The following is a 12984-nucleotide window of genomic DNA, read 5'->3' on the forward strand; positions in this document are numbered from 1 at the left end:
ACGTCTTTTCTCAGTTCTTTCACTTCTGTTTTCAGTGTTCCTACATCTTCTTTTAATATATCTACGTCTTTTCTTAATCCACTCACTTCCTCTTTTAAAATCCCAATATCACTTTTTATCGGTGACAGCTTACTGTCCATCATATCAGACAGTGATGATAACAATTCATGATCTGTCATATTATTTTCCCCTTTCTGCGTATGTTAAATTTTCCTGACTATAACACAAAAAAAGAAAATAATCCATGCACAAATATGTAGAAAATTTTGGTGAATTTTTCTTTAAAAACCCTGCATGCCCTGTATTCTCTCTGTTTTTTATGTCAAAAACACCGCTGACAAAATTTCACTGTCAACGGTGTTTATCCGAAACATATATGTTCTTCTGATTAATTATTTATCAGTTTGTCATCTTCATTGTTCCAGCTGTAAAGTTTGCGCACCTCTTTGCCTACTTCCTCAGCGGGATGTTCTGCTGCCAGTTTACGCATTGCCTTAAAGTGAACCTGACGTCCTGCCGGAGACATATCAAGTAAGAAATCTTTGGCAAAAGTTCCATCCTGAATATCTGACAGAATTTTCTTCATTGCCTTTTTGGTATCTTCCGTGATAATCTTTGGCCCTGTGATATAATCGCCGTATTCTGCAGTATTGGAGATGGAATACCTCATGCCTTCAAATCCGGACTGGTAAATCAAATCTACAATCAGCTTCATTTCATGAATACACTCAAAATATGCATTTCTTGCATCATATCCTGCTTCTACCAGTGTTTCAAAACCAGCCTGCATCAGTGCACATACGCCGCCGCACAGCACAGCCTGTTCACCAAACAGGTCTGTTTCTGTTTCCGTACGGAAAGTTGTCTCAAGAACTCCGGCTCTTGCCCCGCCGATTCCCAGTGCATATGCCAGCGCAAGATCCTGTGCTTTTCCGGTAGCATCCTGCTCCACCGCTACAAGACAGGGAACTCCTTTTCCTTCCTGATACTCACTTCTTACGGTATGTCCGGGCCCTTTCGGAGCAACCATGGTAACATCCACATCTTTCGGAGGTACAATTGCTCCGAAATGAATATTGAATCCATGGGCGAACATCAGCATATTGCCTGCCTCCAGGTTGGGCTCAATATCTCTCTTATACATATCTGCCTGCAGCTCATCATTAATAAGAATCATAATAATATCTGCTTTTTTTGCGGCTTTGTCTGCGGTAAATACTTCAAATCCCTGTGCTTCTGCCTTTGCCCAGGATTTGCTTCCCTCATACAGACCGATAATTACGTTGCATCCGGATTCTTTTAAATTTAATGCATGGGCATGTCCCTGGCTGCCATACCCGATAATTGCAATGGTCTTTCCTTCCAGTAAAGAAAGGTTACAGTCTTCCTGATAAAATATTTTTGCCATTTTCTCATCCTCCTGAAATAATTTATAATATCGCATTTGCTCCATACACTGTATGTTGCAGATGCAAATAATACCTGCTCTGCTGAATCAGTCAAACATTTTAACGTCTGAGGAACCTCTTGTCAGCCCCGTGATTCCTGTTCTGGCCAGTTCCAGAATTTCATATCCTTCCAGCAGTTCCAGAAAGGCTTCCAGTTTGCTCTGGCTGCCAATCAGTTCAATCATCATGGAGTCATTGGTTACGTCCACGATTTTCGTCTTGAATATTTCTGCCAGGGAAATAACTGCCTGTCGTTCCGTACTTTTTACACGGATTTTAATCAGAATCAGTTCCCGGCATACGGAACTTCCGCTTTCCAGTTTTTTAATATCCACCACATCTTCCAGTTTTGCCAGCTGTTTTTCAATCTGCTCCAGTATCAGCTCATCACCGCTGGAAACAATAGTAATTCTGGTAAATCTTGGATCTGCCGTTACGCCGGCAGATATGCTGTCTATATTATAACCTCTCCGGCTGAACAGACCGGATACATGGCTGAGTACATTGGGTGTATTCTCAACCAGAATTGATAATGCCTGTGTTTCCATGTATAAAACCTGCCTTTTCCTTTCTGTCTCTGATTCACAGATACTTTTCGGTGATTTATTTCACCTGCGCGATTACTAATAAGTTTAGCATATTAAACAGGTTTGTCAATAGATTCCTCTCGTTGTTTTCCCGACAGCCATACGAATTATTTTTGATATATATTCCTTCAGGTTATATCTGTATGGTTTTTCATAACCAGATAATTACCCATATTCCGCTGTCATGGAATGTGCAACCTGGTATCTTTAATATTCAGGGACGATTCCAGTGCTCGTCAATTCCATGAGCTTTCCACTGGTTGTCCTCTTCCAGATATCCCTCTACGGCCAGATACTGAAATCTGCTGACGGTTTTCAGTGCATCATAAATATAGCGAAGAGGAATTCTGGAACGATTATTCTCAGGATTTCCCGGCTCCGCCAGAAACACGGTATCATCTTCTTCCTGATACAGCCAGATATTCACATAGTGTCCGGGCGTATCCTGCCAGTAAGTGTCATCCTCTGCACTGCTGATCAGCACAACTGCTGATTTTGATGATTTCATCTGTTCCTGAAATGCTTCATACGTCTCAGGCTTCCGATACAGCCTGCAGCTCACCCCGCATTCTCTCAGGACATTCCGCATTTCCTTCCAGTCTATGGCTCCATATCTTCCGTCCGGTGCATAGTCAGAGGATGAGACCGCATATTCAAACATGTCCAGAGGAGAAATCTCATAAGGAGATAACGTATTATAAATGTTGGCCATACAGCACAGGCCGCATCCGAATCCTCCAAAAGGATTTCCTTCCACCGTATACTGGCACCATTCACCTGACCAGGGAATGCCTTCACTCCAGGATTTTGGCCCCTGCAGAAAAGTATGGACATTTGGCTCCTGAATGGTAAATGCCCGAATCATTGCCTGCCTGTCTTCTTCAGATAAATTCTGTTCCAGCCATCTGGCTGAACCGGCATACAGGCTTTTTTTATTTGTATAAACATTTACCGTTTCTTCCACCTCTGACTGCTTTTTTTCATTTTTCAGCCAGATTACTGAAAGAATGAGAAGAAACACCAACAGCAATAATCCCAATACAGGCAGATACTTTTTTATACTCTTGTTCATCTTGTGTCCCTTAACAGCAATCCCAGTTATACAGGATTTTGCTGAAATCTTTCTTTCTCAAATCTTCCCGATTAATGAAGAAATTTGCCACTCCTGCATCTCCCCACATAATATAATCCTCACCTTCTCCATAATCAGAGTCCATCTGAAACAGCAGAGTATCGTAATATCGGTATTTTTCCTCATACTCTCTTGGGTCTGTCTGTGTAAAGTAAGGATATCCCAGAAGCCAGTGATTTGCATTTGAAAATTCTTCTATCCTGTCCAGGGCATCGTCGTCCAGAATCTGGTACAGAGACTGTCCTTCAAACTGTTTCCCATATTTTTTCTGTACAACTTCCTGAAAAAACGTATGGAACCGGTAATCGCTTTCCCCCATGCATACCTGTTCTCCGGTTATTTTTAAAGCTGCTTCTGTCCAGATGGGAGAATATTCATCCAAATCATCATCCGTACATGAAGGAACGCCCATGTCCCTGAGCTGCTCTTCTGTGGCAGGTTCCTTTATGGTCTCATGATAAATTACCCGGAAATTTTTCTGGACATCCTGTTCGTCAAAATCCATTCCATACACATCATCCAATGCTATAAAAAACTGCAGCATTCCTGTTTCCGGAAGCAGTTCATCCCGCTCCGTATTCCCATACATCTGCTCCAGATTAATCTGAGCAAGAAGCATCAGTTTCCTGCCTTCGCTGTCTGTGGGATATTCTTTTTCCATATCCCAATAAGGCAGACCTCCAAACTTGCTGTCGCATAACTCCGGTTTCTTTTCAGAGTCAATAACCAGCGAATATGCGTATGTGCCGGTTCTTTTTTTTATTTCTTCCAGAATTTCTCTGGCTTCTTCCCAGTTCATACTGTTTCCCTCCATCAGTTTCAGGAAATATTTTAAATGAAACGCTGTCGACCAGACTATCGACAACCGTTAATAACATTTTCATTCTATCACAGGGAAAGGGCCTTGTAAAGCTGTCTTAACCTGAAAGCTGACAGGTCCTGCGCAGTTCAATGATTCGCAATACATCATGATACATATCGTCCATATCTTCCAGTTCTACCATAAGCCATTTCTGCCCATTTCCTTCTCTGGTATTAAAATATATTTCTTTTAATTCAGAAGTGCATTCCGGAAGGATTGCTTCAAACGGTTCTTTTTCTTTCAGCTCTGAACAGAATCTGTGAAAGACCGGATTATTAACATATTCTCCAATTTCTTCCAACGTTGGACAGTAACTTCTGTCCTGTAAATCAATCATATTATACCTCGTTTCTGTGAATTTTTAATTATAACGTATGTCATAATCTGATACAATTTGAATCGCAATTTCCTTTGCCAGCGGACTGGATACATTCATGCCGTCTGTTCTTCCAAGACGCACACAAAAATATAACTTCCCCTCTGTGGTTTCTGCGAATCCGGTAAACCATGCGTCAATCACTATACCATCGACTTTGCCCATCCCCGTTTTTCCATAGATCAAAATATCTGTCTGCTCCTGCTCTGTTACCAGCATGACCTGTTTCAGTTCATGCTGTGTTTCTTCTGAATATTCCGAATTTTCACCAAAGATGCGTTCCATTACCTCTGTTTGTTCTTTCGGAGAAATCAATAAAGACGATTCAATCCAAAACCCCGTTAAAGCCCTGTTATTATTGTTTGCATTCAACTGCCCCTCCCAGTCAGAAATGTCACAATTGCCATACTGAAGTTTTTCCAGTTCCTTCTGCATCCTGTCCTGCCCGATATCATCTATGAGCTGTCTGTAATACCACACACAGGAGGTACGGAATGCTTCACTGAAATCAATATCCTTATTCCAGTCCTCATTCCAAAATACTTCGCCGCTCCATTTTCTGGCAGAATCCTCTGGCACAAGGATTCCATGTTCCAACGCTGTCAGGGAAGAAATAATTTTAAATGTGGAACAGGGAGATCGTCTGTCCGCTGCAAGCTCATCATTATAGATTGTGTAATGCCTGTCAGAAGCATCATAGATCACCGCCGTTCCGTTCAATCCGTTAAAATATTCTGACCAGTCTGCCTGGGTAATCTCTGGTTCCGCTGCCATGTCTTCGGTATCATCTTCCATATCTTTTGTATTTTCCTCTGACGAAACATTGCCTGATTCTATTTCCTGCTGCTCTTTTTTTCCTTCCTTTATTTCTTCTTTTGCATCTTCCACTGCAATCCTTTCTTCTGTACTGCGTTCTTTCGAGCAGCCCGTGCAAAGAACTGCACATACAAATATCCAATATCCCACTTTAAAATATTTGTTCCTCTTTTTCATAAATTCTCCTTTTGTCTGATATTTTTCCTTTTCCGTTTGCTTCCCAGTCTGTTTTTACTCCGATACGTTTATTTACCTGGCTGTACTCCATAACTATTTTATTGCTGCAAACCGGACTTTCAAGCACAATCATGAAAGCTGGCTCAAAAATTCTTCAAAGGCACTTGTATCCATAACAAATTTATGAAAAGAAATCGCAAACTCCTTCAGTATTTTTTTAGAGGAAGAAGTTATGGAAAATGTATCCGCCCACAATCAAAACGGAATTTTTTCTCAGAATCTATTCCCTGCTTTTTAATAAATGCAGATGCAACTTTTTCCAAGTCATATCCATTTCCCTGCATATGATTTCCTGCAAAGCAGTCGCAGTTTAATAAACCGGCATCCAGACTTAATGTGTATCTTCTTTCTCCTGACATCCAACGGAACGGGGCAATCATTTCCTTTAGTTTTTTATCCGGATCTGCTGGTTTTGGATACTCAGATTTCCGCTCACTAACGATCCGCTCATAGTTTAACTCTGTTCCCTGTGCTTCAAGTATGGAACGAATCCTGGCTTCCAAATCTACGCGGGTATTCATAATCCACATGGGTATTCCGGCCTCTTCCAGTTCGATGCGTTCCGTATATCATAATGTGGATTGCTGAATATAATTTTCCAACGCCCTTTCCGGGAAAAAGGATGCCCTATATGCTCAGGTGCAAACATATTTCCTGTAATCTGTGTCATAATCATCCATAGAATGCGATGGCAAAAAAAGAGGGATCATAAAAATATCACCCGGATGAACCTCTGTTGTCGTTTTACCCACAATCAAATCTCCTATTACTCAATATGTTCAACATTCATTCTTAAAAAATCGAAATACTTTTGTCCGTCGTCCTCTCCATCTTCATCAGGTTCAAATATTTCTTTCCCCTCCATCATATAGGCTCGAAGCAAATATTCTATGGCATTTTTTTCATCTCCGGTTTCCAGACAGCATTCTCCCAATCGAAGCATAATAAATGGATTTCCATATCCGTCACCGCTCAAATTTCCCCGTGCTTTATCAAAACATTTATGTGCCTGCGTGTACATTCCTTTTTCAAAGTAAACATCCCCGATAGCGGCTAAAAACCATATCGTTTCGCTATAATACTGTTGCGGCTCCGGTATCAGGCCGAGCCCTTCTTCCCATGCCTGTATGGCTTTTTCATATTGTTCTTCTTCCTCAAACTGATTGCCCCTCTCAGCAAATTCGTCTAATTTTGCTTTGAGTGCCGGCGTTATTTCTTCAAATTCTTTTTCTTTTGAAAATGATCCCATATTAAAATACCTCGCGTTCCTTTCGACCAGTTCCGATTTTCTTATCCCGGAAATGTGGTTTCTTTCCCGTTCTTCCCTGCCGCCTGCAGCAACAGGCGTTCCAGATGCTCATATTTCCATTTCTGCAGACAGGCTATTTTCCTTTAATCTCAATTCTGTCCAGAATTCCCTGTACGCTTATATTTTGATGTGTCAGATACATTCTCGCCACATCCTCCACAAATAATATGTCGGCACCCGATGATCGCCCGATGTCTTCCAACGTATAACCCTTATCCAAACATTTCACAATCTTTTTTACAAGCCGGAAAGTGTCTTCGGAATGCCCGGACTCTTTTTTCGTCATCCGCTGCTTCCCACCTGGCTCCGCCGCTTTCGCATGGCCATAATACACCCTGACAGGATTTTTTGCCAGCAGTTTGTCCCAGCTCTCCCCAATCTGCGTTCCTCTGTGAAGTTCCAGTTCATACAGGGGATTGAGGTCGCCTACAAAAAACGTCCCATCATCCAGGCATAAAGAAATGCTGTCCTCGCTATGCCCCGGCGTATGCACCACTTCCCCCGCAATCCCGCATTCCTCCAAAAGCGCGCGGCTCTCTCCGCTGGAAATGACGCGGACATTCTTATCCACAACCGGCTGGTAAAAGCGGTTCCCTTCCTTTGCAAATACCACGTCCGCATCATGAATATGTGCCCGCTGCACATCAGCCACCACGATTTTCACACCGCAGTCGGCGATCTCCTGTGCGATTCCCATGTGGTCCGGGTGGAAATGGGAAATAAACAGATAGCGAATTTCCTGCACTGTCGCCCCTGCCTCACCAAGCGCCCTGCCAAACTGTGGAAAAGAACCCGCCCATCCTGTATCAAAAAGGATGCTGCCATCTGTTCCCCGGATAAGATATGTGTTTGTGCCGGAATACTTTAATTCTATTACCATCTTAACACTCCATTTTACAAAAGGCCCATCTGCTTCGACATGATAACACCGCTAAGCCCACGCTATAGAAAAAAGTGTCATGCGAAAGCCTTCCTGGGAAAGCCGCATCCCTGCACAGATGAACCATAACCATTTTAACATCTTTTATGCCTGTACGCCACCCTTACTTTTCCGGGATCACGATAAACGCATGAATGTATGATTCAAAGAATCCTGAATGGTGTTTTTTAATTTTCATCAGTTCTTCTATAAACCGGGCCGGCGCAAAACTTAGTTAGCAGGCGTAGCCAAAAGTACAATAATAAGAATATTTTTACATTGTATCGTACTTTTCTATGCTGCCGGATATCCTCTATAATTTCCATCCACTCCTCCTCTTTTTCGCAAGTTCTTTTTCTTCTTCTGCCAACGAATATTTTCGTTTTCCCAGATACTCATCTTCACGCGCTACAGTTGGATCATACCAATCAGCTTTTTTCCTGGCCCATTCTATCCACTTTGATTTCTCTTCTGTCAGTTCTCCTTCTTTACATAACGCAAATATATAATTCCTGATCTGACAGGCAATCTCATAATCCTTTGCCTGATTGACCAAAGCTACTGTATTATCCACTTCCTTTTCATATCTCTGCTGTATCTCTTCTTTCCTTCTCTGCTCCTCTAAATATTGTCGATGCGCTTCTTCTCTTTTCTCCCGAGCAATCCGGTTTTCTTCTGAGTTTTCATATAACCTGATCAGTATCTCATCCAGTTTTTCTTCAATATTGACCTGGCTACTGTCCCGTATATATTTCCCGTCACTAAAAATAATACGCAGCTTCCCATTATAAACATAATCATATTTTTTTATTTGCGGCCTGGAAGCATAACGTCCCTGCTTCTTTGCATCATTATACTCTACAAGCAATCTGGCTTCCTGTCTGGATAATGCATGAGGTATTTTGTCCTGCCCTTCTGCAAACTTAATGTGAACAGAATCCTCTCTAATCCTCATGACCAGATTATCATATACTTCCCCGCCCAGTTGTTCCACAGCCTTAAAAAGTGCATCCAGAATCCGATATACCCGTTCTAATCCTTCTGATGAAATATCATTTATGAATGGCGGAACATCATTTGCATTTTGTCCATAATTCCTTCGCCCTCCATATGAATAAGAATGTCTTTCTCTTTCCTGCTTTTTCCATTCTTTAACCGACTGTTTGTAACTAATTACCTTGCTATGGAAACGAGCATTTTTCTTTATTTCGATAGTTCTCAAAACCCCAATAACTTCTGACCGTTCTTCCTTCGGTAAAAACGATAATATGGTATCTGGTACACTTTCTTCATCTAAGGGATCTGATTTTACTTCATTTTCCTGTTGTTTCGATACTTCTGCCAGCCGTTCCGCTGACGCCTCTGTTGCCAGTTCACTCTCTGTGTCTGATTCAACATTTTCCTGCATCTCTTTCGCATTATTTTTCTTCTTCTTTTTTCTAAATGAGAACCCTTCAGGATATAAGTTTACATCTTCTATATCTGAATCAGGCAATGCAATTACATCATTTGAAACATCCTTTCCACAATTCAGCCGCGTCCAATATCCAGAAGGGGGATATGGAATATTCGCTTCCTTTAAGCTAATCAAAAGTTTCCCATAGTTCAAATTATATTTCTTAGCAACACCAGCAGCCGATATTTTCCATATCTCATCATATAACTGTTGTCGTTTTAAAATGATCATATCTGTTTTACTCATACCAATCCCCTCTCCCTTCATACGGTTTATTTTCATCCTCATACTTAAAAAGCGAAAACGCATATTCAAACAACTCTAAGTCTGCTGATCTGCGTCTTCGCTTAATATAAAAACCAGGTCCTGCCTCAACTCATCAAACTTTTCTGCTATCACAGCCAGATTCTTCTCAATATTCTGAACATGAACTTCATTTATTTTTCCATATTTATATGCAATTAGTCTTTCTGCTACTATATGATACGACCAGCTCTCGGCATAGGTTCTATCCCGCTCTTCATGATGGACAGCAAAACCAATTGGCAGCAAATTATTTCTCATTCCAATACTTACCGCCACAGAGGAAATCCCCAGGTATTCTCCTGCAATTTTACATGTGATCTTAGGTAAATTTCTTATTTCATCATCTGTATATCTGGCCATAACTTTAACCTCCTTTGTGATGACAGTAACATTGTCAAACCAGACATCATCATTAACTTTTATGTCCTTAATTATACCATTCAGCTCCATTATTTACCATGCATCTTATAACATCTGGAAAATATATTTATATCCAGGCCCACTCTTCTAAGACATCCACCTGTGTCAACTTATTCAATTATTTAATAAGCAATAGTTTTTCCTGTTCAAATCATCACGCACTGTGTGGTGAATCAAGAAAACAAAGCCTGCAGCACATAACCGGTGCATTATCATTTTCAACTATTCTTCATAAGCACTGAATCAGCCACAGCCTTATTATACATAGATATAAAAAAGAAATAACCAAACCATCAGTTACTCTTTAAATACCTGTCTATATTAGCTTACACGAATACCGTTCACAAATCTGGGGCATCCATACAATTACATTAAAATTTGAAGGATAGTGCTATCCTAAAAATTTGCACTCAAAATACGGTAATTCACACTTATTGGATTACTAATGTCCAATAAGGTACAGTTTACAGACCTCTCCCAGGAACGCAAAAAACCCCTGAAAATGCCCATTCTATGGGATTTTCAGAGGTTCGTAAATCAATTCTTCTCAGAAGTTTACTGATTATTTCAAATGCAAACTTCGCCTGCTTGCCCATCTGTTTTGCGAAGTTTCCCTTTTTCATGTCCTGGTTATATATCCTCGGAACTATGTATTTTACTGGCTTTGCAGTAATTTTTAACTGACCTGTATCTATGCCTTTTCAACTGCATCTCCCCAAATTTTATTTTGGGGGAAAATTCATTTTGCTTTTTTTAATTTCTTGTTGCATATTTTTCAGATTTGGGGGATAGCTATTCTCCATTTGGGGGAATTTGGGGGTAAGGTTATTCCCCCAAATTTATAACCCTCAACATATACTTATTCACTATTTTTGTTTTATGCTCGTATCTAAGGATATTACAAATCATCTGACTTACATCTGATGCGCTAACAACCAATGTAAAATATCTTCATATTGTTTCCTGTCCGCTGCTACATCTAAAATTAAATCTGATAATTCTTTCTGCGTGTATTCCATCCTATAACCATTTAATTCCAAAAATACTAACATGGCATGGCACCCTATTCTTTTATTGCCATCTATCATTGCATGATTTTTAACTAATCCATAGCAAAGTCTTGCTGCCTTTGCCTGTATGCCTGGATATAATTCTTCTCCACCATAAGATTGAAATGGACTTTTTAATGCAGATTCAAGCAGACCTAAATCCCTAATTCCATCACTTCCTCCAGTAGTCTCCATTATCTGAGTATGAAGTAACAGAATCTGTTCTTTTGTCAGCTTTATCATTTTGCAAGCACCTCATAAGATTCCTTATTCTTTTCAATCAATCGTTTTGATATACTCAGCACATCTTCATTTGATGCAACAGCATCCTCATCTGCTTTACTAAAATCTATGACAAGATATCTTGGTACATTATTTTTTAGAATAATGGCTGTTCCATGTTCATCCACTAATCTTGCTACTTTTGAAAAATTCTGATTTGCTTCTGTAATAGAAACCATTGTATTTGTATTTATTGTCATCGTCCATACCTCCTGCTATTAGTATTGTCATAGCCATTCTTTACCTTTTCTACAGGTTCGACTATGCTGTTTTAAGATACTGTGGATTGGTTCATCACCTCCTGCCACCTGATGGTTCATACGAGGCTCCAACCACAGTCTCTTTGCTCATTTGTTAATCAGTTAGTTACCGCATGACGGTTTATCAAGAAGCAGGTTACAATCGCAGGGAGCTCTGTGGATCTTAAAACAGTATCAATACATTTTAAGGAGGTCCTATATGATTTTTGTAGGAATTGATGTTGCTAAAGATAAGCATGATTGCTTTATCACTAACTCTGATGGCGAAGTCCTTTATAAAGTATTTACCATCACAAATAACTTAGAAGGTTTCCATGACCTTTATCAAAAAATCTCATCTGTTATGGTAGATGCATCAAAAGTAAAAGCAGGACTGGAAGCCACTGGACACTATAGTTACAATCTTCTCGGATATCTCATTGATAAAGGTTTGACCGCCTACGTTATCAATCCGTTACATACGAATCTGTACAGAAAAAGTCTAAGCCTTAGACAGACCAAAACGGATAAAGTCGATGCCCGCACGATTGCTTCCATGCTGATGTCTGATGTGAACTTAAAGTCCTACTCAGAAACATCATATCATAATCAGGAATTAAAATCACTCACTCGTTATCGTTTCGATAAAGTAAAAGAACGGGCAAAACTGAAAGTTTCCATTGCCCGGCTTATAAACATTCTTTTTCCAGAACTCGAAAAGCTGGTTCCTACGCTTCACATGGCATCGGTCTATTCTTTACTGTCCGAGTTTCCGGGCGCTTCTCATGTTGCATCTGCCCACCTTACAAGACTGACAAATCTGCTTTCTGAAGCATCCAAAGGTCATTATGATAAAGATACTGCTATCCATTTCCGAGAGGCTGCCAAACATTCTATCGGCTCTGTTATGCCCGCAAAATCTCTGGAACTGAAACACACCATCAAACTCATTCAGGAATTAACCACTGAGATTGATGAAATCGAAACTGCTGTCAAGCGGATCATGGATGAAGAAATCCGTTCTCCTATTCTTACTATTCCCGGCATCAGCTACCGGATGGGCGCAATGATCATCGCCGAAATCGGCGATTTTCACCGTTTTGATTCAGCCGATAAGATACTGGCTTATGCTGGAATGTCTCCTTCCACTTATCAATCCGGACAGCTGGATAACGGTTACTCTCACATGGAGAAACGTGGCTCCAGATATCTTCGATATGCGCTTTACAATGCGACAAAATATGTTTGCCACTGGGATGAATTCTTCGGTGCATATCTTGAAAAGAAGCGTTCTGAAGGGAAACATTACAATGTTGCTTTATCCCATGCAGCAAAAAAACCTGTTAGAACTATTTTTGCAATGGAAAAATCAGGTCAAGCATACAAAGCAACCCCTTAACCTGATCTACAAATATCCTCTTTTTAGAGCACCTGCAAAGATGCTCTTATTGTCATGCAGTTTTCAAGGTACTGACTGCAATGAAAAGTCATTGCCACTTTTTCTAATTTTGTTTTTATACTTGACTTTCTTTAATAGTTAGTCTCG

General features: G+C 40.4%; 14 protein-coding genes. 1 reads left to right on the top strand and 13 read right to left on the bottom strand.

The window, feature by feature from the left end; all coding sequences use genetic code 11:
• Positions 1–388: 388 nt before the first annotated feature.
• The 13 genes from ilvC to C805_RS16265 all read right to left on the bottom strand — a co-directional run bounded on the left by ilvC (position 389) and on the right by C805_RS16265 (position 11399).
• Positions 389–1444, bottom strand: coding sequence for a ketol-acid reductoisomerase (ilvC, locus tag C805_RS16210; RefSeq protein ID WP_371197634.1), 1056 nt, complete (start codon positions 1442–1444; stop codon positions 389–391).
• Positions 1445–1495: 51 nt separating this feature from the next.
• On the bottom strand, positions 1496–1996 hold the full coding sequence (ilvN, locus tag C805_RS16215; RefSeq protein ID WP_016214993.1) for an acetolactate synthase small subunit: 501 nt from the start codon (positions 1994–1996) through the stop codon (positions 1496–1498).
• Between the two features lie 253 nt (positions 1997–2249).
• Complete coding sequence (locus C805_RS16220; RefSeq protein ID WP_016214994.1) at positions 2250–3107, bottom strand: hypothetical protein; 858 nt, start codon at positions 3105–3107, stop codon at positions 2250–2252.
• Positions 3108–3117: 10 nt separating this feature from the next.
• A complete protein-coding gene (locus C805_RS16225; RefSeq protein ID WP_016214995.1) occupies positions 3118–3966 on the bottom strand; it encodes a YwqG family protein in 849 nt (282 codons plus the stop codon).
• A gap of 118 nt (positions 3967–4084) precedes the next feature.
• Positions 4085–4366 (bottom strand): DUF3788 family protein, encoded by a 282-nt coding sequence (locus C805_RS16230; protein WP_016214996.1) that lies wholly within the window; start codon positions 4364–4366, stop codon positions 4085–4087.
• 24 nt (positions 4367–4390) lie between these two features.
• On the bottom strand, positions 4391–5398 hold the full coding sequence (locus C805_RS16235; protein ID WP_016214997.1) for a penicillin-binding transpeptidase domain-containing protein: 1008 nt from the start codon (positions 5396–5398) through the stop codon (positions 4391–4393).
• A gap of 230 nt (positions 5399–5628) precedes the next feature.
• Positions 5629–5988 (bottom strand): hypothetical protein, encoded by a 360-nt coding sequence (locus C805_RS16240; protein ID WP_016214999.1) that lies wholly within the window; start codon positions 5986–5988, stop codon positions 5629–5631.
• A 236-nt stretch (positions 5989–6224) separates the two neighbouring features.
• On the bottom strand, positions 6225–6707 hold the full coding sequence (locus tag C805_RS16245) for a tetratricopeptide repeat protein (protein ID WP_016215000.1): 483 nt from the start codon (positions 6705–6707) through the stop codon (positions 6225–6227).
• Positions 6708–6840: 133 nt separating this feature from the next.
• The gene (locus tag C805_RS16250) at positions 6841–7647 is read right to left on the bottom strand and encodes an MBL fold metallo-hydrolase (protein ID WP_016215001.1); all 807 of its coding nucleotides are present in this window, start codon (positions 7645–7647) and stop codon (positions 6841–6843) included.
• Between the two features lie 352 nt (positions 7648–7999).
• Positions 8000–9388, bottom strand: a complete 1389-nt coding sequence (locus tag C805_RS16255; protein WP_016215003.1) for a hypothetical protein — start codon at positions 9386–9388, stop codon at positions 8000–8002.
• 75 nt (positions 9389–9463) lie between these two features.
• Positions 9464–9808 (bottom strand): hypothetical protein, encoded by a 345-nt coding sequence (locus tag C805_RS0105650; protein ID WP_022751188.1) that lies wholly within the window; start codon positions 9806–9808, stop codon positions 9464–9466.
• 974 nt (positions 9809–10782) lie between these two features.
• A complete protein-coding gene (locus C805_RS16260; protein ID WP_016215005.1) occupies positions 10783–11160 on the bottom strand; it encodes a type II toxin-antitoxin system death-on-curing family toxin in 378 nt (125 codons plus the stop codon).
• Entirely contained in the window at positions 11157–11399 is a 243-nt protein-coding gene (locus tag C805_RS16265; protein WP_016215006.1) for a hypothetical protein, read from the bottom strand. Before C805_RS16265 ends, C805_RS16260 begins: the two co-directional genes overlap by 4 nt.
• A gap of 259 nt (positions 11400–11658) precedes the next feature.
• On the opposite strand from C805_RS16265, the gene C805_RS16270 reads away from it, so the two are divergent.
• The gene (locus C805_RS16270; RefSeq protein WP_016215007.1) at positions 11659–12837 is read left to right on the top strand and encodes an IS110 family RNA-guided transposase; all 1179 of its coding nucleotides are present in this window, start codon (positions 11659–11661) and stop codon (positions 12835–12837) included.
• Positions 12838–12984 lie beyond the last annotated feature (147 nt).

The sequence above is a fragment of the Eubacterium sp. 14-2 genome, assembly GCF_000403845.2.
GTDB lineage: Bacteria > Bacillota > Clostridia > Lachnospirales > Lachnospiraceae > Petralouisia.